We start from the raw sequence: 22,213 nt of genomic DNA on the forward strand, positions 1-22,213 counted from the left end.
TCCGAAGTTTCTTGCCGCCGATGCCGTTGCGGACCCGGCAAATGTGGAAAGCGAATGGGCGGCTTGCGGGCGAACGAAGAAGCGTGAGAGCCGGGCGGCGAGGCGCCGGTTTCAGCGGCTACCATCCCCAATTTAGTCGGACGATTTGTTACCTATCCATACGGGTAGGCTGGCGAGCGCCCCGGAGCGTCCTACAGTACTTCATACGATAAGAAACCACGGCAGGACCAACGGGGAAAGCCATGACATTCGTCGAACAGGAAATCGCGCACATCGCGCGCGTGATGCCGCCGTCGCTGGCCGGCGATTTCGAGATGCCGGTGATGGGGGTCGCCTACTGGCGCAAGCGTCTGCACGCGCTTCTCAAGCAGAACCACCTGACTCACGTTCAGCTTTCGACCGTCGACACGCTGCTTCGCCAGCTCGACGGCTTCGAGGCGCTCAGCCGCTGGCTGCCGCGTCCGAAGCAGGCGTCGCGTCACGTGAGGCGGGTGAAGTAGCCCAAGAAAGTGCCCGGGGAGAAATGCAAAAAGCCCGATCGCAAGGATCGGGCTTTTTGACTGAATTGGCTGGTGGGGCGTGAGTGACTCGAACACTCGACCTACGGATTAAGAGTCCGCTGCTCTACCAACTGAGCTAACGCCCCCAACAGAAAAAAGATTATGCAGGACTTTTTGGGACTTGGCAAGACCTTTTCGCAAAATTCCTGAGAATAGTGTGTCGACGCGGCGCAAGCCCTGTCTGCGTGTGCGTTTGCGCCGTCACCGCCGGGGCCGTGCTGTCCCGGTATGATGTCGCCACCCCTGGCGTCAAACCAGGTCTCAAGCCAGTCGCTGTGCGCCGCCTGTTCACCGAGCTTGGCTGGTTGGCTGTAATCGGCCGCAATCGTCGCACGGCAATCCACAAAGGCAAACGATGGACGACAACGCAATCGACGCGCTGCTGGAGCGCGTACTGGCCCCGTGGGTGCGCGCGCTCGGGATGAAGCCCGTCGAGGTCTCCGAAGAGAGCGCCACCTTGCGCCTGCCGTTTTCGGGCGAGCTGCGCCACTCGGGCGGCGTGATCTGCGGTCAGGTTTTCATGGCGGCGGCGGATACGGCCATGATCGTCGCGATCACGGCCGCGCTCGGCGGCTTCAAGCCCATGACGACCGTTGCGCTGAACACGAACTTCATGCGCGCGGTGCGCAAGGGCGACGTGCTCGTCACAGCTCGCGTGCTGCGCATGGGCCGCAATCTGGTGTTCGGTGAAATAGAACTCTACGACGAAGATGGCCGGATGGCGGTTCACGCGACCTCGACTTACGCGCTGCTCGATTAAGCTTGGCGCTTCCGATCGTTTTCGGTCGCTTCGAAGGACGTAGAAGGCATGTTCGATCAGGTGGTTTTCGCCGGCGGCGGCAATCGCTGCTGGTGGCAGGCAGGGTTCTGGGACATCGTCCAGCCCGAGCTGCGCATTCGCCCGCGCGTCATTACGGGCATTTCGGCGGGCGCGGCCACCGCGTGCATGCTCTACACGCGCGACGCCGACTGGGTCATGCGCTATTACGAGGAAGCGCTGCGCCACAACAAGCGCAACGCCTACTGGGGCAATCTGCTGCGCGGCGAATCGGTGTTCCCGCATTACCGCATTTATCGGCAGGCGCTGCTCGACATCTACGGCGAGCCGTTCACGCAGCTCCAGAACGCGCCTGAGATCCGCATCGGCGTGTCGCATGTGCCGCGCTGGCTCGGCGCGCGCAGCGCCGTGGCGGCGGGTCTCATCGCGTACAACATCGAAAAGCACATTCGCAAGACGCTGCATCCCACGCTCGGGCGCAAGCTCGGGTTTCATCCGGAGTTCGTGACGGCGCAGGAATGCGCGAGCGTGGAGGATCTGGCTGATCTCATCCTGCAGTCGTCGTGCACGCCGCCGTTCACGCCGGTGCTGCGGCGCGACGGCCGTCCGGTGCTCGACGGCGGCATGGTCGACAACGTGCCGGTCGGCGCGCTCGACGAGACGCCCGGCCGTGTGCTGGTGATGGTGACGCGGCTTTATCCGCGTCCGCAGATGTTCGTGGTGCGGCACCAGGCGGCGCAGGGCGTGCAGCAGCGCCTGTACGTGCAGCCATCGGCGAAGGTGCCGATCTCGAGCTGGGACTACACGAGCCCGCAGCAGATGCAGCACGCCTACAACCTCGGCCGCGTGGACGGCGAGCGTTTCCTCACGCGTTTGCCAGACGTCATGGAATCGGCCGCGCACGCCTGAGCGCACGCGGCCGGATCAAAAGCAGCCGGAAAGATGCAGGAAGGGCGGCGCGCGCCGCCCGCGTGCGGTCGCGCTTACTTGCGGCGGCCGCCTTGCAGCGCTTCGGGGTTCGCGACGTTTGCGTGGTCGCCCGCATCGAACGCGAGGATGTTGCGGAACGCCGCGCCGAAGTACAGCTCGTAGCTCTCGCGCTCCACATAGCCGATGTGCGGCGTGCAGATCACGTTTTCCATGCGCAGCAGGCTGTAGCCCTGCAGGATCGGCTCGCTTTCGTACACGTCGATCGCGACCATGCCCGGCCGGTTTTGCGAGAGCGCGCCGAGCAGCGCGTTTTCTTCCATCAGCTCCGCGCGGCTCGTGTTGACGAGCAGCGACGTGGGCTTCATGCGCAGCAGGTCTTCCTGCTTCACGATCCCGCGAGTGTCATCGTGCAGGCGTAGATGTAGCGACAGCACGTCGCTCTCTTCGAAAATCGCCTCGCGGCTTGCGGCGGCTTCGTAGCCGTCGGCGCGCGCCGCTTCGAGCGAATGCTCGCGGCCCCACACCAGCACGCGCATGCCAAAGGCCTTGCCGTAGCCGGCCACGAGACGGCCGATCTTGCCGTAGCCCCAGATGCCGAGCGTCTGGCCGCGCATCACCGTGCCGAGGCCAAAGTTGGGCGGCATGGCCGACGTCTTGAGGCCCGACTGTTGCCATGCGCCCTGCTTGAGGTTGGCGACGTACTGCGGAATGCGCCGTTGCGCGGCCATGATGAGCGCCCACGTGAGTTCGGCGGGCGCGACGGGCGAGCCGGTGCCTTCAAGGACGGCGATGCCGCGCTCGGTGCAGGCGGGGATGTCGATGTGCGGACCGGCCTTGCCCGTCTGGCTGATCATGCGCAGATGCGGGAGCTTGTCCAGCAGTTGCGAGGTGATGCGGGTGCGTTCGCGAATCAGAACGAGCGCGTCGACTTCGGCGAGACGGCTGGCGAGCTGGCCGAGGCCTCGCACCGTGTTGTTGAAAACCTTGACCTCGTGGTCGGCGAGCAATTGAAAGCAGTCGAGCTTGCGGACGGCGTCCTGGTAGTCGTCAAGGATGGCAATTTTCATGGCGGCGGGTTGTTTTGCGTGTTTTGTATCGCGCCATGCGTGGCGCGACTTCGGTGTTCATCTGGTGGTTATCCCACTATGCAGCGCCGCGAAGGCTGGTATGAATATGGGGAGCCTTCACGTCGCTCGCCGCGTGCAGCATCGGGCATTGCAATTGCACCACCTCAAGGCTACGCACGCAGGATTTTTGACGCGGCAATCAGCCGCGAATTTGCAACTTTTAACAGCTTGTCGGGCTCCGATGCAAGCCGCTTTACAGACGGTTTCGAACCCCAGGCTAAAGGACCTTGACGACCTGCCCAACTGCGCGGACCGATTCGCATGTTGATCTGCCATCAACATCCGGTTCGCATGAGTTGCGCCTCTCGCGTGCAGCGTCTACAAGGGCCGATCCCCTTTTTACAGCCCTAAAAATGGAGACAGCTCGATGAACCATCCCGATTACCAAGCCCAGGCCGCCGCGCAGGTGCCCGCCTGGGTCCGGCACCGGAAATTGATCGATTGGGTGCATAAAATCGCTGCGCATACCCAGCCGGACCACATTGTCTGGTGCGACGGTTCGCAGGAGGAATACGACCGCCTGTGTGCGCAGATGGTCGAGGCGGGCACGATGCGCCGCCTCAATCCGCTCAAGCGCCCGAATTCGTATCTCGCCTGCTCCGATCCCTCGGACGTCGCGCGCGTGGAAGACCGCACCTTCATTTGCTCGCCCAACAAGGAAGACGTCGGCCCCACCAACAACTGGGTCGCGCCTGCAGAAATGCGCACGACGCTCGACGGCCTGTTCGCGGGCTCGATGCGCGGCCGCACGATGTACGTCGTGCCGTTCTCGATGGGCCCGCTCGGCTCGCCTATTGCGCATATCGGCGTGGAGCTTTCCGATAGTCCCTACGTGGCCGTGAACATGCGCATCATGACGCGCATGGGCCGCGCGGTGTACGACGTGCTCGGCGAAGACGGCGCGTTCGTGCCGTGCGTGCACAGCGTGGGCGCGCCGCTCGCGGCGGGCGAGAAGGACGTGCCGTGGCCGTGCAACCAGACGAAGTACATCGTCCACTTTCCGGAAACGCGCGAGATCTGGAGCTATGGCTCGGGTTACGGCGGCAATGCGCTGCTCGGCAAGAAATGCTTCGCGCTGCGCATCGCCTCGACGATGGGCCGTGACGAAGGCTGGCTCGCCGAACACATGCTGATTCTCGGCGTGCGCTCGCCGGAAGGCCGCAAGTACCACGTCGCGGCGGCGTTCCCTTCGGCGTGCGGCAAGACGAACTTCGCCATGCTGATTCCGCCGCCTGCCATGAACGGCTGGGAAATCACCACGATCGGCGACGATATCGCGTGGATCAAGCCCGGCGCCGACGGCCGCCTCTATGCGATCAATCCGGAGGCGGGTTACTTCGGCGTGGCGCCGGGCACCGGTGAAAAGACCAACTTCAACGCCATGGCGACGCTCAAGGAGAACGTGATCTTCACGAACGTCGCACTCACCGACGACGGCGACGTCTGGTGGGAAGGCATGACCGACGAGCCGCCCGCACACGCAATCGACTGGATGGGCAACGACTGGACGCCTGCCATCGGCAAGGAAACCGGCCGTAAGGCCGCGCATCCGAACGCACGCTTCACGGCGCCGGCTTCCCAGTGCCCGTCGATCGATCCCGAATGGGAGAACCCGAAAGGCGTGGCCATCGACGCGTTCATCTTTGGCGGCCGCCGCTCGACCACGGTGCCGCTCGTGACCGAGGCGCGCGACTGGACCGAGGGCGTCTACATGGCCGCGACCATGGGCTCGGAAACCACGGCCGCTGCGGCGGGGCAGCAGGGCGTGGTGCGCCGCGATCCTTTCGCGATGCTGCCGTTCTGCGGCTACAACATGGCCGAGTATTTCGGCCATTGGCTCGACGTGGGCGAGCGCCTCGCCACGACCGGCGCGACGCTGCCGCGCATTTTCTGCGTGAACTGGTTCCGCAAGGGGCCGGATGGCAAGTTCGTGTGGCCGGGCTTCGGCGAGAACATGCGCGTGCTCGAATGGATGGTGCGCCGTATCGAAGGCAAGGCCACGGGCGACGAGCACGCATTCGGCGTGTCGCCGCGCTACGGCGATCTCGACTGGAGCGGTCTGAACTTCACGCAGGCGCAGTTCGAACAGGTGATCTCAGTGGACGCCAACGACTGGCGTGCCGAACTCGCGCTGCACGCCGAGCTGTTCGACAAACTCGCTCATGGTTTGCCGGAAGTGTTGAAGGACGCTCGCAAGACGCTGGAAGCACGCCTCTAATCATGTGACGTGAGCGCTCACTAACTGAGTGGCCGCCTTCGGGCGGCCATTTCTATTTCCGGGGTCGAATGCATTGGTGCAGTGCAGAGGCCCGTCTGTTCGGCATCTGACTGGTTATCTCGCTGCGATGCGCAAAATTGTTTCGTTCGAGGTAACAATTGGACCTCTGTTAATGCATTTTGGGGCGCAGTCGCAGAATTCGTAAAGAAAATAAGGGCTTCGGAGGCAACTTCTGCACGATTTCTGCTGTCGTAGGAGAATTCGCGGTTTCCTCCGCTGATTAACAGCGGGGTAGTAACAGGCAGGAGTTGTCTCATGGATCATTTGCAGTCGATGCGAGTATTCGTCAAAGTGGCCGACCTCGGCAGTTTCGCCCGGGCCGCCTCCGCGATGGATATCTCCAACGCGGTTGCGACGCGGCACGTTGCCGACCTCGAAGGTCGGCTCGGCACGCGTTTGCTCAATCGCACGACCCGCAGTCTCTCCCTGACCGAATCGGGTCAGGTCTATCTCGAGCGCGCCCGCCAGATTCTCGATGAGCTCGAGGATGTCGAACAGATGGTCGTCGCGCGCAATCACGAACCCGTCGGCACGCTGCGTATCGTCGCGCCGGTCGTTTTCGGGCTCCACAATCTCGCTCCGGTGCTGCAGACGTACACGCAGCGTTATCCGCAAGTCATTCCCGACGTCACGCTGGTCGACCGTCAGGTGGATCTCGTCGAAGAAGGTTTCGATCTGGGCGTCGTGACCGCGCGCCAGATGCGTAGCGCGAGCATTGTCACGCGACGCCTCACGACCGGCTGCATGACGGTATGCGCGACGCCGGCGTACCTCGAAAAGCACGGTACGCCCACGCGCCCCGAGCACCTCATGGAGCACCCGAGCCTCTCGCTGCCCTCCGAGTACTGGGGCGACGAGCGCGTCTTCACGGGGCCTGAAGGCGAAGTCCGCGTGCGCCCGACCAATGTGATCGTGGCGAACAACACCGAGATGCTGCGCCAGTTCGCGCTGCTCGGCATGGGCATTGCGATCCTGCCGAGCTACCTGATTGGCCGCGACATGACGCGCGGGCGTCTCGTGCGGCTGCTTGGCGACTATCGTCTGCCGCAGGTGGAAATCAACGTCGCGTATCCGAGCCGCCGTCACCTGCCGGCCAAGGTGCGCACGTTCATCGACCACCTTGTCGAGCACTTCAGCCAGACGCCGAACAGCCAGCTTGGCGAGCAGTGGGTCAAGGACGGCCTTGCGCGCCCGGCCGTGGCGGGTCGCAATGGCGTGGCGAGCGACGACTACGACGGCGCGCAGCCCGTGCCGGGTGGGAGCCTGCACGACGGCGAGCACAACGGCGTGGAAGCCGATCGCGCACCGAAGGCGGCGCGCGCTTCGGCGGCGCGTACGCGGACGTCGGCGATCTCGCCGCTATAAGCTCGATATCGCCGGTCATCGGGCGATAAAAAAGGCGCAGCTTCGTGAGAAGCTGCGCCTTTTTGTTTGGCTGCGCCTTGGTCGAGGGCGGCCCCGGCCCTTGAACGGATCGCTTAGGAGCCCGTCTTGCGCGCCGGCGTCTTGCGGGCAGCCGTCTTGCGTGCCGGTGCGGCTTTGGCGGCCGCCGTTTTGCGTGCGGGCTTGGCCTTGCCTTCTTCTGCCGAATCCGCCGCGTCGTTCGCGGCATCGTCCTTAGCCTCAGCCGATGCGGCCGACTTCTTCGCGGCCGTCTTGGCCGCCGTCTTCGCGCTCGGCTCCTTCTTCTCGAACTCGAAGCCGATCTTGCCATCCGGCTGTTTGACGAGGAAAGCCTTGAAGTTGCGGCCCGTACGCGACGACTTGAAGTTGGTCAGCAAGTCGGTCCGGCCTTCGGCCAGCAGCTTCGCCATCTGGTCACGCGTGATTTCCTGCTGGAGGATCACCTTGCCCGAGCGGAAGTCGCAGGTCTTCGGATTCGCAACCGAGTGCTCGCACACATAGCTCATGCCGTGCTCGAACACGTGACCCTTGCACTTCGGGCAGGCACCCACCGGCTCCTGCTGCGAGAAGTCGGGCGCTTCGCCATCTTCGGTCCCCTGGTCCTGGCCGAAATCGAACTCGAGCTTGTAGTTCTTGATTTCGTCGTCGAACGAGAGCTTGAGGATGGCCGAGAACGGCCGGCCCATCTTGCTGCGGAAGCCCGAGAGCGGGCCGATCGTCTTGTTCTGCAGCAGCTCTTCCACTTCGGGGATTTCGAACTGGCGGCCACCCGGAATCTTCGAGATCGAGAACTCGCACTTCGTGCATGCGAAACGGCGATAGTTTTCCTTCACCTGGCCGCCGCAATTCGGGCACGGCGTGGTCAACGTCGCGTAGTCGCCGGGGATCGTGTCCGAGTCGTATTCCTTCGCGCGCTTCACGATGGTCTGCGTCATGCGGGCGATTTCCTGCATGAACGCGTCGCGCGGCAGCTTGCCGCGCTCCATCTGCGAAAGCTTGTACTCCCATTCGCCGGTGAGTTCCGGCGCGGTGAGTTCTTCCACGCCCAAGCCGCGCAGCAGTGTCATGAGCTGGAACGCCTTGGCCGTGGGAATCAGCTCTCGCCCTTCGCGCACGAGATACTTTTCGCCCAGCAGACCTTCGATGATGGCCGCGCGCGTGGCCGGCGTGCCAAGACCCTTGGCGGCCATGGCCTCGCGCAGCTCTTCGTCGTCCACGAGCTTGCCCGCGCCTTCCATCGCCGAAAGCAGCGTCGCTTCGTTGTAGCGCGCAGGTGGCTTGGTCACGAGTTGATGCGCTGCGATCTTGTCGGTCTTGACCTTCTCGTCCTTCTTCACCGGCACGAGGTTGGCGTCGTCGCCGGCCGCGTCGCGGCCATAGACCTGCAGCCAGCCCGGCTCGACCAGCACCTTGCCTTCAGTCTTGAAGTGATGACCGGCGACTTCGGTAATGCGCGTGGTGACGCGATATTCCGCGGCCGGGAAGAACACGGCGAGGAAGCGCTTCACCACGAGGTCGTAGAGCTTCTGCTCAGGCTCGGAAAGCGACTTCGGCGCCTGCAGCGTGGGGATGATGGCGAAGTGATCGCTGATCTTCGAGTTGTCGAAAATGCGCTTGTTCGGCTTCACCCAGCCCTTGTCGAGCACCTGCTTGGCGTGCGGCAGGTAGTTGTTGCTCTCCTTGAGCATCTCGAGCGTTTCTTTCACGGTGCCGAGGTAGTCCTCGGGCAGCGCGCGCGAATCGGTACGCGGGTAAGTGAGCACCTTGTGCTTTTCGTACAGCGCCTGGGCAAGACCCAGCGTGTTCTTGGCCGAAAAGCCGAAGCGGCCGTTGGCTTCGCGCTGCAGGCTCGTCAGGTCGAAGAGCGCGGGCGAGAGCTGCGTGGACGGCTTCGATTCTTCGGTGACCGTGCCTTCACGGCCGTGGCAGGCCGCGACGATGGTTTCGGCGGCCGGCAGGCTCCAGAGGCGCGAGTCGCGCTTTTCCGGATCGAACTCGTCCTTCTTGAATTTCGGGTCGTACCAGCGGCCTTCGTAGAAGCCGCCCGCACAGACGAACTCCGCGCGCACTTCCCAATAGTCGCGCGGAATGAAGCGGCGGATTTTCTCTTCACGTTCGACGACGATCGACAACGTTGGTGTCTGAACGCGGCCAACTGTCGTGAGGAAGAAGCCGCCGCCCTTGCTGTTGAAGGCGGTCATCGCGCGCGTGCCGTTGATGCCGACGAGCCAGTCGGCTTCCGAGCGGCAGCGGGCGGCGTCGGCAAGCGGCTGCATGTCGTGGTCGCTGCGCAGGTTCGCGAAACCGTCGCGAATCGCCTGCGGCGTCATCGACTGGAGCCACAAGCGCTGGACCGGCTGCTTCGCCTTCGCGTGCTGGGCGATGAGGCGGAAGATCAGCTCGCCCTCGCGCCCCGCGTCGCAGGCGTTGATGAGCTGCGTGACATCCTTGCGCTTCATCAGCTTGTTGAGCACCTTGAGCCGCGATTCGCTCTTGGCGATCGGGTTCAGGTCGAAGTGCGGCGGGATCACGGGCAGGTGGGCGAAGCTCCACTTGCCGCGCTTGACCTCGTATTCCTCGGGCGCTGCGATTTCCAGCAGATGGCCGACCGCCGACGAGAGCACGTAGTCGTCGCTCTCGTAGTACTCGTCATGCTTGGTAAAACCGCCCAGAGCGCGCGCGATGTCGTTCGCGACGGATGGCTTCTCGGCGATGATCAGAGCTTTGGACATGACTGGTTGCTTGTGGGTGTATCCGGTTGGCGCCCCGGGGCCGATGCCGCCTGAATGGGCGCTTGGGCGCGATGCCCTGCGTTGCCGCCCCGCTCGGGGGGCCGTTCTCGACCGCTTTATAGCACATGGCGCGGCGGCGTCGATTTTTGCGTCATCTCTTGACGACACCTGCGCACGCGCCAGGGCGCCCAATCATAAGGGCGCGCCTGGTCGTGCGGCAAGCGGGGCGTCTGATCGGGGTCAGATGTTGGGTGCGCTCAAACGGCGCTCAAACGGCGCTCAGGGCGGGGCGCAGCTTGGGCGCGTCGGCCACGCCCGGTAGCGCCCTGAGGTCCGAGAGCATGCGCTCGACCACGGCGGCATGCGGCAGGACCGTGCCGAAAAAGCGCGTGGCGTGGCCGTCTTCGATCAGGATCGTCGGGAAGTTCTCGACGTCGAGATCGTCGAAGCGGTCGGCATGAGTTTCGATGTCGATGTACGCGAAGCAGACATCGGGATGCGCATCGGCGATACGGTCGAACGTGGCCCGGTAGTCGCGGCACGTCCCGCACCACTGCGCGCACAGGCACGCGACGAACAGCGTGTCCTGATTGCTGACGCGCTCTGCGATCTTGTCGGCGTCGGTGTCGAGGTCTAGCGCGGGCATGGTCGTTCCTTGCGTTCTCTTATATATAGAGCGGGGTATTTGGCGCGAATGTATCACGGCGGCGCGCGGGCGGTGATGCTCCCTCAATCCACAGCATGAGCCGGCTCAGTTCTCGCGACTGGCCCGCACGAACCAGCCGCCGGGCAGGGCGTCGAGTTGCCCCGCGAGTTCGAGTTGCAGCAGCGTGCCTTGCAGCACCGCTTCAGCCATGTCGGTGCGTTGGGCAAGGATTTCAACCGTGGCTGGCGCGTGTCCGAGCGCGTGGAGCAGGCGCCGGGCCTCGGCCCCCAAGCTGGCGGGTGGTTTTCGTGCGCCCGCGCGCGGACGTTCGAGCGGCAGCGGCAGAGTCTCACCCGTGTTGCGCCGTGGGCGATCGAACGGAACCGAGACTTTCTGGCGGCGCGGCTCACGCCGTGACGCGAGCGCGCGCCCGGCACCAGAGGGTTGCCCGATGTTCAGCGCATCGAGCACTTCCTCGGGCGATTCGACCAGCTGCGCGCCCTGCTTGATGAGCCCGTGGCAGCCGCGCGTGAGCGGCGCGTGAATCGAGCCGGGCAGCGCGAATACGTCGCGCCCCATCTCGTTGGCGAGCCTTGCCGTGATGAGCGAGCCCGAACGTTGCGCGGCCTCGATCACCACGACGCCCTCCACGAGCGCGGCAATCACGCGATTGCGCTGCGGAAAGTTCGCGGAACGCGCCGGAGTGCCGAGCGGCCATTCGGAGACGAGCGCGCCGTGCGAGGCGATCTCCGTGGCGAGCGGATGATGGGCCGGGGGGTAGACGAGATCAGCGCCTGTGCCGATCACGGCGACGGTGCCGCCATGCTCGTGGAGCGCGCCGCGATGCGCGGCGCCGTCCACGCCGAGCGCGAGCCCCGAGACGACCGTGAGACCCGCCGCGGCGAGTGTGCGCGCGAAGCGCGCTGCGTCGTCGATGGCCTGCGGCGTGGCGCTGCGGCTGCCCACCACGGCTACTGCGCGCGCGTGAAGCAGCTCGAGCCGGCCCTTTGCGTAGAGCAGCGGCGGTGGATCGGGCATGTCGAGCAGGCGAGGCGGATAGGCCGGGTCGGCGAGCGTGACGAGCGCGTTGCCAGGCGCCGCGCGCCAGGCCTGCAGCGCTTCTAGCTGTGCTGCGAAATCCGGGCGGGGCCCGGCCAGTGCGGCGTGCGCGGCTTGTGCTCCAGCCACTGCGGCGAGTGCGGCGAACGGCTGGGCCAGCACGTTTTGAGGCAGGCCGAACGCGCCGAGCAGCGCACGCAGCGCAACGGGCCTCAGGCCAGGCGCGAGGGCGAGGCGCAGCCAGGCGGCCAGTTCCTCGGGAGACAGCGGCAAGGTCGTCGGCATTGCGTTCCCCGGGCGCGGACGGTTTGCCGCACCTCGTGATAAAATTTTCACCATCCGAAATACACCGTGGCGTCTTTACCCGTGGCACTGCGCGCACGCCTTCTGGCGCGGCGCACTCGCACGGGCGAGCGCGCGTTCAACGTTGAATTGCGGCCGTTTCGTCCGAATATGTGTGCATATCCTCCGTATCCGGCATGGGACCCGCAAGCTGGCCGAATGGCCAGGCCGCGCATCGTTCCCTGTTCCTGGCTTTTTCAGGCGCCCAACGAGAAACCCGTCAAATCATGGCTCTACTGAACATTCTTCATTACCCGGACAAGCGTCTGCACAAGGTCGCGAAGCCGGTCGAGGTGGTCAACGACCGCATCCGCAAACTGGTCGCCGACATGGCCGAAACGATGTACGCCGCGCCGGGCGTCGGCCTCGCGGCCACCCAGGTCGACGTGCACGAGCGCGTCGTGGTGATCGACGTGTCCGACGCGCACGACGAGCTGCGCGTGTTCATCAACCCGGAAATCATCTGGTCGAGCGCGGAGCGTGAAGTGCATGAGGAAGGCTGTCTTTCCGTGCCGGGCATCTACGACGAAGTCGAGCGCGCGGAAAAGGTGCGCGTGCGCGCGACGAACGAAAAGGGCGAGACCTACGAGGTGGACTGTGAAGGGCTGCTCGCGGTCTGCATCCAGCACGAAATGGATCACCTGATGGGCAAGGTGTTCGTCGAATACCTTTCTTCGCTCAAGCAAACGCGCATCCGCAGCAAGATGAAGAAGCTCGAACGCGCGATGTAATCGCGATTTGATTGCGTTACGTCGCGCCGTCTCTTTCTTCATCAACCAGCCACGCACCGAGCGCCCATGAGCCACACCCTTCGCGTTATCTTCGCCGGCACGCCGGAATTCGCCGCCGCGGCGCTCGCTGCGATTCACGAAGCGGGCTTTGCCGTGCCGCTCGTCCTCACCCAGCCGGACCGTCCCGCGGGCCGTGGCATGAAGCTCCAGGCAAGCCCGGTCAAGCGCTACGCGCAGGAGCACGGCATCGCCGTTGCCCAGCCGCCGTCGCTGCGCCGCACGGGCAAGTATCCGGAGGAAGCGGCCGCAGCGCTGGAGCTGCTGCGCGCCACGCCGCACGACGTGATGGTGGTCGCAGCCTACGGGCTGCTGCTGCCGCAGGAAGTGCTGGACATCCCGCCGCGCGGCTGCATCAACATTCATGGGTCTATCCTGCCGCGCTGGCGCGGCGCCGCGCCGATTCACCGCGCGATCGAAGCCGGCGACGACGAGACCGGCATCACGCTCATGCAGATGGACGCGGGGCTCGACACCGGCCCGATGATCTCCGAGGTGCGCACGCCGATCGCGCCGGGCGACACCACGGCGACGCTGCACGACCGCCTGGCGCAACTCGGCGCGAAGCTGATCGTGGATGGGCTCATCGCACTCGAGCGCGACGGCGCGCTGTCCAGCACGCCGCAGCCGGCAGAGGGCGCGACTTACGCCGAAAAGATCGGCAAGCAGGAAGCGGCGCTCGACTGGCGCCGGCCGGCCGTGGCGCTCGCGCGCCAGATTCGCGCGTTCGACCCGTTCCCGGGCGGCGCCGCCACGCTGGACGGCGCGCAACTGAAGCTGTGGGCCGGCGAGCCTGTGGAGCATTCGGCCAGCGCGAGCGCCGAGCCGGGCGAGATTCTCGATGTGAGCCCGGCGGGCGTGGTGGTGGCCTGCGGCGAGGGCGCGCTGCGCCTCACGCAGCTGCAAAAGCCGGGCGGCAAGCGCCTGCCCGCGCGCGAATTCCTGGCCGGCATGCCGCTTGTTGCGGGCCAGCGTTTCCAGTTGCCCGAGGCCCCGGCGGCCTGAACCCGGGCTCGCTCCAGCGCCCGAAAATGGCCGTTAGGCCAAACGCCGCGCGGTTACCAGCGCGCTAGAATCAATGGCGTTTGAAGCGTGTGTTTCGATTTTGAGGTTGTCATGTTCGGCATCACCCATTTCGGTTTTTTCCTCGTCGCCGTGTTTCTCCTGAACGTGACGCCGGGGCCCGATACGGCCTATATCGTCGGCCGCAGCGTGGCGCAGGGGCGCGGCGCGGGCCTTGTCTCCGCACTGGGTATCTCGGCGGGCTGCTGCGTGCACACGCTCGCGTGTGCGTTCGGTTTGACGGCGCTGCTGGCGGCATCGGCCACGGCGTTTACGGTCATCAAGATCGTCGGCGCGATCTATCTCGTGTACCTGGGCGTGCGGCTCGTCCTCACGAAACACGACGTCAAGACGGCCGAAGGCGCCGCGCAAGCCACGCCGCCTGCCGCTGCCGCGCGGCCGCTGCGCCAGCTCTTCATTTCGGGTTTCTGCACCAACGTGCTCAACCCGAAGGTGGTGCTGTTCTTCGTTTCGTTCTTCCCGCAGTTCGTCACGACGGGAACTGAGCACAAGGCGCTCGCTTTCCTGACGCTCGGTGCCGTGTTCGTGCTGATGAGCACGGTCTGGAACGGCTTTGTCGCGTGGGTGGCGGGCAGTGTTACGCGGCGTTTTTCGGGCAAGGCTGGCGTGAAGAAGTGGCTCGACCGTACAGTCGGCTCGGCGTTCGTCGGCCTGGGCCTGAAGCTCGCGACGGCCACGCGCTGAGATTGAATTTTTCGCATCTGCCCATATCTAACAAATCGCTTACAATGCGCTCGCCCGCATATGGCTGACTGGCTGGCGGCGGGCGTTCAACGATCGATTGGATCCCCTGGTGGGTGAAGGAGCACAGCACATGTTCAACTGGGTCAAAACCGCGATGTTGATGGCCGCGATTACGGCCCTTTTCATCGTGATTGGCGGGCTGATCGGCGGGCATCGCGGGATGATGCTGGCGCTGTTCTTCGCGCTCGCCATGAACTTCTTCTCGTACTGGTATTCGGACAAGATGGTCCTGCGCATGTACAACGCGCAGGAAGTCGACGAGACCACGGCGCCGCAGTTCTATCGCATGGTCCGCGATCTGGCCACGCGTGCGGGCTTGCCGATGCCGCGCGTCTACCTCATCAACGAAGACGCGCCCAACGCCTTCGCTACCGGCCGCAACCCCGAGCACGCGGCGGTCGCGGCAACCACGGGTATCCTGCGCGTGCTGTCCGAGCGCGAAATGCGCGGTGTCATGGCGCACGAGCTGGCGCACGTGAAGCACCGCGACATTCTGATCTCTACGATTTCGGCCACCATGGCCGGCGCGATCTCGGCGCTCGCCAACTTTGCGATGATCTTCGGAGGGCGCGACGAAAACGGTCGTCCGGCGAACCCCATCGCGAGCATTGCGGTGGCGCTGCTCGCACCGATCGCGGGCGCGCTGATCCAGATGGCGATTTCGCGTGCGCGCGAGTTCGAAGCGGACCGTGGCGGCGCCGAGATTTCCGGCGATCCGCAGGCGCTCGCCTCGGCGCTCGACAAGATCCATCGCTATGCGCAGGGCATTCCGTTCCCGGCGGCCGAACAGCATCCGGCCACGGCGCAGATGATGATCATGAATCCGCTTTCGGGCGGCGGCTTGCAGAACCTCTTCAGCACGCACCCGTCCACGGAAGAGCGCATTCGCCGGTTGATGGAGATGGCCGCGGGCGGCAGACGCTAGTGCGCCAGGCAGTCACAAAAAACGCCTCTTCGGAGGCGTTTTTTTATTCAGCCCGTCGCCGCGGCGTCGCCGTCTACGTGTCGCATCTCTGTTCGAGCCGAAACCCGCAGTGTCCGTTGACGCAAGGAAACCACGAAGAACACGAAGTAGACGCCAACGAACCAGGACACATCGAGCGCGTAGTACACGTGTCCAAACTTGACGACGACCCACGCGGCGATGAACGCCAACGGTACGGCATAGAAGAACACGCGATCCATCCGGTTATCGCGGGTGCTGCTCTGGAATAGCGAAACGTAGCAGCACGCGAAAAACGGCGCGATGTCGTATTCCTTCATTCTTGGATTCAGCGCGAGACAGAATGCGAGGGCATAGAACAGCCGGCCAGGTAGGTTGGCGTTTTCGAGAACCATGAGTCGCCGCCCGCGCAACGGGTTGACCGCGTACACGAATAGCGCGACGACAACCCCTTCGTAGAACAGCACGTCCTCCAGCGTCGACAGCGTGCGGACGTGCTGTTCGAGTATCCCGAACAGCACGAGCCCGGAATCGTTCTGGGCGAGCATCTGCCAGCGCAGCAGGGTTTCGAAGTCGGTCCACAGACGCGGTTCCAGCACGAGCTGCGCGATGGTTGCGAGCGCAACACACAAAGGCACGGCGAAGAAATAGCGCATGCCCTTGGGGATAAAAAAGAACACGAGGGCGTACGTCAGAAAGTAGATCTTGATGGAGGCGAAAAGGGCGATGAAAAACGCCAGCGCGCAATACTTCGCTGTCGCGCTAACGCTCGGCTGCGAGGTGTGCTGCGAACTACGCGGCGGTGCGTCCCCGGAAGCCGAATAAAAAAGCGCAATGATCAGCAAGTGACCGAAGATCGCGAAGTTTCCTGTCAGCATGCCTCCTACACCCGCGCCGCCGGTCAGAAAACCCAGCGCACCCGCGACGACGAAATCCGCATGCCTGGCGCTCCAGGCGAGACAGATCAGCGACGCCAAAACGAACGCCAGATAGAGCCAGTGAAACGGAATGCGCGAGAAGAGGTTCAGGAAGATGGGCGGATACACGAACGGAAATCCGTGCGGGATATACGGATTCGCACCGCGCTTGAACTGGTCCAGCGCGTACGCGTACACCTTGTAGTCCCAGAAAGGCGCGAACAGCTTTCCCCGCCCCTGCTGGTACACGGAAAAGAGCGCAACGAAGGCCAGGAACGCGAAGTCGTGTTTCTTCCCGAGTGGTTTCATGATGGCCGCGACGAAGCTTAAGGAGGCGTTTTCTGTCGCCATCATGCGGCGGGCCATTAGTCGGCATCCGCCAATATGTATCCAGACGAATTCATCGCCGCCGCCCTGCGCGCGCGGTGCGCCCAACCCGAATCGAACAGGGCAGGCAGTGTTGCGCGCTCGCCACGCTACAATGGCTCGCTTGTGCATCATTGACGCCGCGATTCACCGCGGCCCGCATCCGGTTTCTTCATGACAGCCAGCCCATCCCGGCGACCCAGCAAGCCGTCTCACGGCAAAAAGAGTTCCGCATCGTCTGCGCGCCAGGGCGCGGCGCCGGCACGCAGCCACGCTGTGCACCTGGCCCCCGATTCGCTCGGCTTCGCGCTCGACCAGGCTGCGCACGCGGTCGGCGCGGTGCGCGCCGGTGCGGCGCTGCCCGCCGCGCTTGCGAGCGCCTTCGCCGCCTTGCCCGCCGACTTCTCGCCGCAGGCTCGCGGCGCCGTGCAGGACGTCGCGTATCGCACGATGCGGCGCCTGGGCATGGTCGACTGGCTGATCCGGCAGCGCGTGAGCAAGGCGCCCGCGCCGCACGTTGCGAATCTGCTCGCCTGCTCGCTGGCGTTGCTCGTGGAAGACGAGGCGAGCGCCGCCTACACGCCGTTTACGGTCGTCGATCAGGCCGTGCGCGCCGTGGGCGCGCGCCGCGAGATCGCCTTCGCGAAGGGGCTCGTCAATGCAGTGCTGCGCGGCTTTCTGCGCGAGCGCGACACGGCGCTGGCCGCCGCTCAGGCCGATGAAACCGCGCAGTGGAACTATCCGCGCTGGTGGATCGACGCGGTCCGCGCCGCGTGGCCCACGCAGTGGCAGGCAATTCTCACCGCTGGCAACACGCAAGGCCCGCTCACGCTGCGCGTGAACGCGCGCCGCTCGAGCGCCGCCGAATACGTCCAGCGGCTCGCCGCCGAAAACATCGCCGCCACGCAGATCGGCGAACACGCCGTGCGTCTCGCCGCGCCGCTGCCGGTGGATCGCATTCCCGGCTTCATGGCGGGCGACGTGTCCGTGCAGGACGCCGGCGCACAGGTGGCCGCGCAAATTCTCGGCGTGCGCGACGGCATGCGCGTGCTCGACGCGTGCGCGGCGCCCGGCGGCAAGAGCGGTCATCTGCTCGAACTCGCCGACATCGATCTGATCGCGCTGGAGAGCGATGCCACACGCGCCGCGCGTATCGGCGAGAACTTCGCGCGCCTTGGCTTCGCGCAAGACGATCCCGCACATCCGGCGCGCCACGCAAGGATCGTGGTCGGCGACGCGGGCAATCCCGCCGCGTGGCACGACGGCGAGCTGTTCGATCGCATCCTCGCCGACGTGCCGTGCTCGGCCTCTGGCATCGTGCGCCGCCATCCGGACATCCGCTGGCTGCGCCGCGAGAGCGACATCGCGGCGCTGGCCGCCGAGCAGCGCCGCATCGTCGATGCGCTGTGGCCGCTCGTGAAGCCGGGCGGCGAGCTGCTCTACGTGACCTGCTCGATCTTCCCCGAGGAAGGCGAAGCGCAGGCGCGCTGGTTTGAAAGCACCCATGCGGATGCGGTACGATTGGACGCCCCGGGGCAACTGCTGCCCGAGGCGCTCGGCGCGCCGGCCCGGGGGCCGGGACGCGGCGCAGCCAAAGAGGCACGGCACGATGCCGATGCAAAGGCCGAAGTGACGGCAACCGGCTGCCCCGCTCCCGATCGCACCGCAGATCACGACGGATTCTTCTACGCGCGCTTTCAGAAACGGTGACCATCAAACGCTTCTTCCCGCTGCGGTTCGCGGCCCTGATCTGGCTGGTGCTCGCCGTCGTCGGCTTCGTGGCCGCAACGCCGGCGCGTGCCGACTCGATCGCGGTGCAGCGCGCGTCGCTCCAGGCCGACAGCAACGGCTGGAGCCTCGACGCCCGCTTCGACTTCGACCTCAACAGCAGCCTGGAAGACGCGGTCAACAAGGGCATTCCGCTCTACTTCACCACCGACTTCGAGCTCACGCGCGCGCGCTGGTACTGGTTCGACGAACAGCCGGTGAGCGTTTCGCAAAGCATTCGCCTGTCGTTCCAGCCGCTCACGCGCGAGTACCGCGTCTCGAGCGGCGGCCTGCAGCTCGGCTTCTCGTCGCTCGCGGAAGCGCTCGCGGTCATCAAGCACGTCACTTCGTGGCACGTGATCGACCCCAAAGACGTGCATGCCGGCGAAACGTACACGGCCTCGGTGCGCATGCAGCTCGACGTCGCGCTGATGCCCAAGCCGTTCCAGATCGACGCCGTGAACAACCGCGACTGGAACCTCGCTTCCGACTGGAAGCGCTTTAACTTCACGGTGACCGAACGTGCTAAATAAAGTGCGCCGCGCCACCAGCTTCAGCAGCGTCGTCGTCAAGCTGCTCGTTTCCACCGTCGCGTTCACCGCGACGCTGCTGCTCGTCCTGCTCGCCGCGGCGAGCGCGAACACCGAGTTCTTCGACCGCTACTACGGCTGGCTCTACGCGGCCAATATCGTCGTCGCGCTGATCTTCCTGTCGGTGGTCACGGCGCTGATGATCGTGATCGTCGTGCGCTTGAGGCGCGGCAAGTTCGGCACGCGCCTGCTGGCCAAGCTCGCGTTCTTCTTCGCGCTCGTGGGCGTGGTGCCGGGCGGCATCATCTATATCGTTTCGTATCAGTTCGTCTCGCGCTCGATCGAGTCCTGGTTCGACGTGAACGTGGAAACCGCGCTCACGGCAGGCCTGAATCTCGGGCGCGGCATGCTCGACGCCTCGCTGTCCGATCTGCAAACCAAGGGCCGTCTGATGGCCGAGCAGATCGCGAGCGGCGACGCCGCGGGCACGACGCTCACGCTGCTGCGCGCGCGCGACCAGTTCGGCGTGCAGGACGCGATGATCGTCGAGCCGGTGCGCAGCATGTCGGGCGCTGCGCCGGAAATGCACGTGGTGGCGCAGGCGTCGAGCAACTTCTCGTCGCTCATGCCCGCCGATATGCCCACCTCGCTGATGATCGATCAGGCGCGCGGGCGCGGCTATGCGGCGATCGAAGGCGAAGTGGACGGTGACCCGCATCAGCTTGGCTCGAAAGGCGCGCTGCGCTTGCGCGTGGTCACGCGCATTCCCGATGCGAACACAACGGATCTGCAGCCGGTCGAGCGCTTCCTGCAACTGGAGCAACCGGTGCCGGCCGCGCTCGCGCGTAACGCCGACGCCGTGCAGCGCGCGTATCGCGAATATCAGGAGAAGGCGCTCGGCCGCACCGGCCTGCGCAAGATGTATATCGGCACGCTCACGCTGGCGCTCTTTCTCGCCACGTTCGTCGCGATGATGCTGGCGCTCGCGCTCGGCAACCAGCTTGCGAGACCGCTCTTCCTGCTCGCGCAGGGCACGAAGGAAGTGACCGAGGGCGACTACACACCGAAGCGCGAGATCAAGTCGCGCGACGAACTGGGCTTTCTCACCCAGTCGTTCAATGCGATGACGCGCCAGCTTTCCGAAGCGCGCCAGGCCGTGGAGAAGAACCGCATCGCGCTCGAGCATTCGAAGGCGTATCTCGAGAGCATTCTCGCGAACCTCACGGCGGGCGTGTTCGTGTTCGACCGGCAGTTCCGCCTCACGACGGCGAATCCCGGCGCGGAGCGCATCTTCCGTCAGCCGTTCCAGACGCAGCTCGGCGTCGCGCTCGACCATATCGGCGCGCTCACCGAGTTCGGCGCAATGGTGCGCAAGGCCTTCGCCGACCAGGAAGCTTCACGCACGGACCGCGAAGGCGACGATCAAGATCGCGGGCACTGGCAGCAGCAGTTCTCCGTGCCGATTCCGGGCGAGACCGATCCGCTCACGCTGCTCGTGCGCGGCGCGCGCCTCGTGTCCGATACGGGCCGCGACGCCGGCGACATGCAAACCTCGGGCTACGTCGTGGTGTTCGACGACATCTCCGACGTGATCTCGGCGCAGCGCTCGGTGGCGTGGGGCGAAGTCGCGCGGCGTCTTGCGCACGAGATCAAGAATCCGCTCACGCCGATCCAGCTCTCGGCCGAACGCCTGCAGATGAAGCTCTCCGACAAGCTCGCGCCAACCGACGCCGAAGTGCTCAAGCGCGGCGCGACCACCATTGTCAATCAGGTCGCGGCGATGAAGCAGATGGTCGACAACTTCCGCGATTACGCGCGCACGCCGCCTGCGGTGCTCGCGAACCTGCAGCTCAATGAACTCGTGAGCGAAGTGCTCACGCTCTACGGTGCGGGAGAAGGCAAGAGCGCGATCAAGGTCGAGCTCTCCGACTTGCCGGTCATACGGGGCGACGCCACGCAGTTGCGCCAGGTGATCCACAACCTGCTGCAAAACGCGCAGGACGCCGTGGCCGACACGCAGAATCCTCACGTGACGCTCGAGACCCGCGCCGTAGAATACGGAGACCCCGACGCGCAAGGCCGCACGCACGTGGCGGTGCGTCTCACGGTTTCGGACAACGGCCCGGGCTTCCCGGCGCGCATCCTCACGCGCGCGTTCGAACCCTATGTGACGACCAAGGCCAAAGGAACAGGACTCGGGCTTGCGATGGTCAAGAAGATCGTCGACGAGCACGGCGCGCGCATCGACATCCGCAATCGAATGAAAGCGGGCGATGTGATCGAGGGCGCGCAGATCTCGATTCTCTTTCTCCAGTTGGCAGACGACATCCCCCCGGATGCCGCCACGCCAGGTCCCGGCCGAGCCGTGACGGGGCAGGCGCGTGCCGACGCGGAGCAGGGATCAAAAGCAACAGTGCAGACAAGGGCAGCGTAAATGGCAACCATCCTGGTGGTAGATGATGAAATGGGCATCCGGGAATTGCTCTCGGAGATCCTCAGCGACGAAGGGCACGTCGTGGAGCTTGCGGAAGATGCGCAGCAGGCGCGCGACTTCCGGCAGCGCCAGGTGCCGGACCTCGTGCTGCTCGATATCTGGATGCCGGACACCGACGGCGTGACGCTGCTCAAGGAATGGGCCGCGCAGGGGCATCTCACGATGCCGGTCATCATGATGTCGGGGCACGCGACGATCGACACGGCGGTCGAGGCGACGAAAATCGGCGCGCTCAACTTCCTCGAAAAGCCGATCGCGCTGCAAAAGCTGTTGAAGGCGGTCGAGCAGGGGCTCGCGCGCGGCACGGCGGCGCCGGTCGCGCCGGCCACGGCGGCGGCAGCGGGGAAATCGGCGGCGGGCGGCCCGGCGGTCGTGGCATCGGCGGCGGCATTGCCGGTGCTGGGCGCCGACGGCGTGCATGGCATGCAGGCGGGCACGACGGCCACGCAAACGGCTTCGATCTCGTTCGACATTCCGCTGCGCGACGCGCGCGACGCGTTCGAGCGCGCGTACTTCGAGTACCACCTCGCGCGCGAGAACGGCAGCATGACGCGTGTGGCCGAAAAAACGGGGCTTGAGCGCACGCACCTGTATCGCAAGCTCAAGCAGCTCGGCGTGGATCTCGGCAAGAGCAAGGGCGAGTGAGGGCCCGAGCGGCGTGGCCCGGCTAACGAATTTCGCGAAAGCACTTGGCAAACGCGGAATAGATCGCTATACTCTTCTTT

General features: G+C 65.1%; 18 protein-coding genes and 1 tRNA gene. 13 read left to right on the forward strand and 6 right to left on the reverse strand.

What is annotated here, in order from left to right:
• The first annotated feature begins 242 nt into the window (after positions 1-242).
• A complete protein-coding gene (locus U5A65_RS15730; RefSeq protein WP_158756626.1) occupies positions 243-500 on the forward strand; it encodes a hypothetical protein in 258 nt (85 codons plus the stop codon).
• Between the two features lie 70 nt (positions 501-570).
• Here U5A65_RS15730 and U5A65_RS15735 read toward each other — a convergent pair.
• Positions 571-646: transfer RNA gene (locus U5A65_RS15735), tRNA-Lys, on the reverse strand.
• Between the two features lie 269 nt (positions 647-915).
• Here U5A65_RS15735 and U5A65_RS15740 point away from each other — a divergent pair.
• Together U5A65_RS15740 and U5A65_RS15745 are read left to right on the forward strand one after the other, a co-directional pair.
• A complete protein-coding gene (locus tag U5A65_RS15740; RefSeq protein WP_321907289.1) occupies positions 916-1,320 on the forward strand; it encodes a PaaI family thioesterase in 405 nt (134 codons plus the stop codon).
• A gap of 48 nt (positions 1,321-1,368) precedes the next feature.
• On the forward strand, positions 1,369-2,247 hold the full coding sequence (locus U5A65_RS15745; protein ID WP_321907290.1) for a patatin-like phospholipase family protein: 879 nt from the start codon (positions 1,369-1,371) through the stop codon (positions 2,245-2,247).
• Positions 2,248-2,321: 74 nt separating this feature from the next.
• Here the strand turns inward: U5A65_RS15745 and U5A65_RS15750 are convergent, their stop codons facing one another.
• Positions 2,322-3,335: a D-2-hydroxyacid dehydrogenase family protein gene (locus tag U5A65_RS15750; protein WP_321907291.1), complete on the reverse strand. Its 1,014-nt coding sequence runs from the start codon at positions 3,333-3,335 to the stop codon at positions 2,322-2,324.
• 427 nt (positions 3,336-3,762) lie between these two features.
• Between U5A65_RS15750 and U5A65_RS15755 the strand changes: the two genes are divergently transcribed.
• Together U5A65_RS15755 and U5A65_RS15760 are read left to right on the forward strand one after the other, a co-directional pair.
• Positions 3,763-5,613, forward strand: a complete 1,851-nt coding sequence (locus U5A65_RS15755; protein ID WP_321907293.1) for a phosphoenolpyruvate carboxykinase (GTP) — start codon at positions 3,763-3,765, stop codon at positions 5,611-5,613.
• A gap of 315 nt (positions 5,614-5,928) precedes the next feature.
• Positions 5,929-7,038, forward strand: coding sequence for a LysR family transcriptional regulator (locus tag U5A65_RS15760; protein ID WP_321907294.1), 1,110 nt, complete (start codon positions 5,929-5,931; stop codon positions 7,036-7,038).
• A gap of 113 nt (positions 7,039-7,151) precedes the next feature.
• Here the strand turns inward: U5A65_RS15760 and U5A65_RS15765 are convergent, their stop codons facing one another.
• The 3 genes from U5A65_RS15765 to dprA form a co-directional block, all read right to left on the reverse strand.
• Positions 7,152-9,809 (reverse strand): DNA topoisomerase III, encoded by a 2,658-nt coding sequence (locus U5A65_RS15765; protein WP_321907295.1) that lies wholly within the window; start codon positions 9,807-9,809, stop codon positions 7,152-7,154.
• A 268-nt stretch (positions 9,810-10,077) separates the two neighbouring features.
• Entirely contained in the window at positions 10,078-10,455 is a 378-nt protein-coding gene (locus U5A65_RS15770) for a thioredoxin family protein (protein WP_321907297.1), read from the reverse strand.
• A 105-nt stretch (positions 10,456-10,560) separates the two neighbouring features.
• On the reverse strand, positions 10,561-11,799 hold the full coding sequence (gene dprA, locus U5A65_RS15775) for a DNA-processing protein DprA (protein WP_321946775.1): 1,239 nt from the start codon (positions 11,797-11,799) through the stop codon (positions 10,561-10,563).
• A 284-nt stretch (positions 11,800-12,083) separates the two neighbouring features.
• Between dprA and def the strand changes: the two genes are divergently transcribed.
• From def to htpX, 4 genes are all read left to right on the forward strand, one after another.
• Positions 12,084-12,587 (forward strand): peptide deformylase, encoded by a 504-nt coding sequence (def, locus tag U5A65_RS15780; protein ID WP_321946776.1) that lies wholly within the window; start codon positions 12,084-12,086, stop codon positions 12,585-12,587.
• 66 nt (positions 12,588-12,653) lie between these two features.
• Entirely contained in the window at positions 12,654-13,649 is a 996-nt protein-coding gene (gene fmt / locus U5A65_RS15785; RefSeq protein ID WP_321946777.1) for a methionyl-tRNA formyltransferase, read from the forward strand.
• 111 nt (positions 13,650-13,760) lie between these two features.
• The gene (locus U5A65_RS15790; protein ID WP_321946778.1) at positions 13,761-14,411 is read left to right on the forward strand and encodes a LysE family translocator; all 651 of its coding nucleotides are present in this window, start codon (positions 13,761-13,763) and stop codon (positions 14,409-14,411) included.
• A gap of 130 nt (positions 14,412-14,541) precedes the next feature.
• Positions 14,542-15,396: a zinc metalloprotease HtpX gene (gene htpX / locus U5A65_RS15795; RefSeq protein ID WP_321907305.1), complete on the forward strand. Its 855-nt coding sequence runs from the start codon at positions 14,542-14,544 to the stop codon at positions 15,394-15,396.
• 47 nt (positions 15,397-15,443) lie between these two features.
• Here the strand turns inward: htpX and U5A65_RS15800 are convergent, their stop codons facing one another.
• The gene (locus tag U5A65_RS15800) at positions 15,444-16,640 is read right to left on the reverse strand and encodes a hypothetical protein (protein WP_321946779.1); all 1,197 of its coding nucleotides are present in this window, start codon (positions 16,638-16,640) and stop codon (positions 15,444-15,446) included.
• 231 nt (positions 16,641-16,871) lie between these two features.
• On the opposite strand from U5A65_RS15800, the gene rsmB reads away from it, so the two are divergent.
• From rsmB to esaR, 4 genes are read left to right on the forward strand one after another with little or no spacing between them, the layout of a single operon-like run.
• Positions 16,872-18,407: a 16S rRNA (cytosine(967)-C(5))-methyltransferase RsmB gene (rsmB, locus tag U5A65_RS15805; protein ID WP_321946780.1), complete on the forward strand. Its 1,536-nt coding sequence runs from the start codon at positions 16,872-16,874 to the stop codon at positions 18,405-18,407.
• Positions 18,404-18,997: a DUF4390 domain-containing protein gene (locus U5A65_RS15810; protein WP_321907311.1), complete on the forward strand. Its 594-nt coding sequence runs from the start codon at positions 18,404-18,406 to the stop codon at positions 18,995-18,997. The genes rsmB and U5A65_RS15810 overlap by 4 nt, the downstream gene beginning before the upstream one ends.
• Positions 18,987-21,428 carry a PAS domain-containing sensor histidine kinase gene (locus U5A65_RS15815; protein ID WP_321946781.1) on the forward strand — a complete coding sequence of 814 codons (2,442 nt, stop codon included), beginning with the start codon at positions 18,987-18,989 and terminating at the stop codon, positions 21,426-21,428. The genes U5A65_RS15810 and U5A65_RS15815 overlap by 11 nt, the downstream gene beginning before the upstream one ends.
• Positions 21,429-22,133, forward strand: coding sequence for a response regulator transcription factor EsaR (esaR, locus tag U5A65_RS15820; RefSeq protein ID WP_321934452.1), 705 nt, complete (start codon positions 21,429-21,431; stop codon positions 22,131-22,133). It begins immediately after the preceding gene.
• Positions 22,134-22,213 lie beyond the last annotated feature (80 nt).

The organism is Paraburkholderia sp. J10-1, assembly GCF_905220165.1.
Taxonomy (GTDB): domain Bacteria; phylum Pseudomonadota; class Gammaproteobacteria; order Burkholderiales; family Burkholderiaceae; genus Paraburkholderia.

Coding starts and splice junctions, on each gene's coding strand:
- U5A65_RS15730 (WP_158756626.1), top strand. CDS start 243: ATGACATTCGTCGAACAGGAAATCGCGCACATCGCGCGCGTGATGCCG.
- U5A65_RS15740 (WP_321907289.1), top strand. CDS start 916: ATGGACGACAACGCAATCGACGCGCTGCTGGAGCGCGTACTGGCCCCG.
- U5A65_RS15745 (WP_321907290.1), top strand. CDS start 1,369: ATGTTCGATCAGGTGGTTTTCGCCGGCGGCGGCAATCGCTGCTGGTGG.
- U5A65_RS15750 (WP_321907291.1), bottom strand. CDS start 3,335: ATGAAAATTGCCATCCTTGACGACTACCAGGACGCCGTCCGCAAGCTC.
- U5A65_RS15755 (WP_321907293.1), top strand. CDS start 3,763: ATGAACCATCCCGATTACCAAGCCCAGGCCGCCGCGCAGGTGCCCGCC.
- U5A65_RS15760 (WP_321907294.1), top strand. CDS start 5,929: ATGGATCATTTGCAGTCGATGCGAGTATTCGTCAAAGTGGCCGACCTC.
- U5A65_RS15765 (WP_321907295.1), bottom strand. CDS start 9,809: ATGTCCAAAGCTCTGATCATCGCCGAGAAGCCATCCGTCGCGAACGAC.
- U5A65_RS15770 (WP_321907297.1), bottom strand. CDS start 10,455: ATGCCCGCGCTAGACCTCGACACCGACGCCGACAAGATCGCAGAGCGC.
- dprA (WP_321946775.1), bottom strand. CDS start 11,799: ATGCCGACGACCTTGCCGCTGTCTCCCGAGGAACTGGCCGCCTGGCTG.
- def (WP_321946776.1), top strand. CDS start 12,084: ATGGCTCTACTGAACATTCTTCATTACCCGGACAAGCGTCTGCACAAG.
- fmt (WP_321946777.1), top strand. CDS start 12,654: ATGAGCCACACCCTTCGCGTTATCTTCGCCGGCACGCCGGAATTCGCC.
- U5A65_RS15790 (WP_321946778.1), top strand. CDS start 13,761: ATGTTCGGCATCACCCATTTCGGTTTTTTCCTCGTCGCCGTGTTTCTC.
- htpX (WP_321907305.1), top strand. CDS start 14,542: ATGTTCAACTGGGTCAAAACCGCGATGTTGATGGCCGCGATTACGGCC.
- U5A65_RS15800 (WP_321946779.1), bottom strand. CDS start 16,640: ATGAAACCACTCGGGAAGAAACACGACTTCGCGTTCCTGGCCTTCGTT.
- rsmB (WP_321946780.1), top strand. CDS start 16,872: ATGACAGCCAGCCCATCCCGGCGACCCAGCAAGCCGTCTCACGGCAAA.
- esaR (WP_321934452.1), top strand. CDS start 21,429: ATGGCAACCATCCTGGTGGTAGATGATGAAATGGGCATCCGGGAATTG.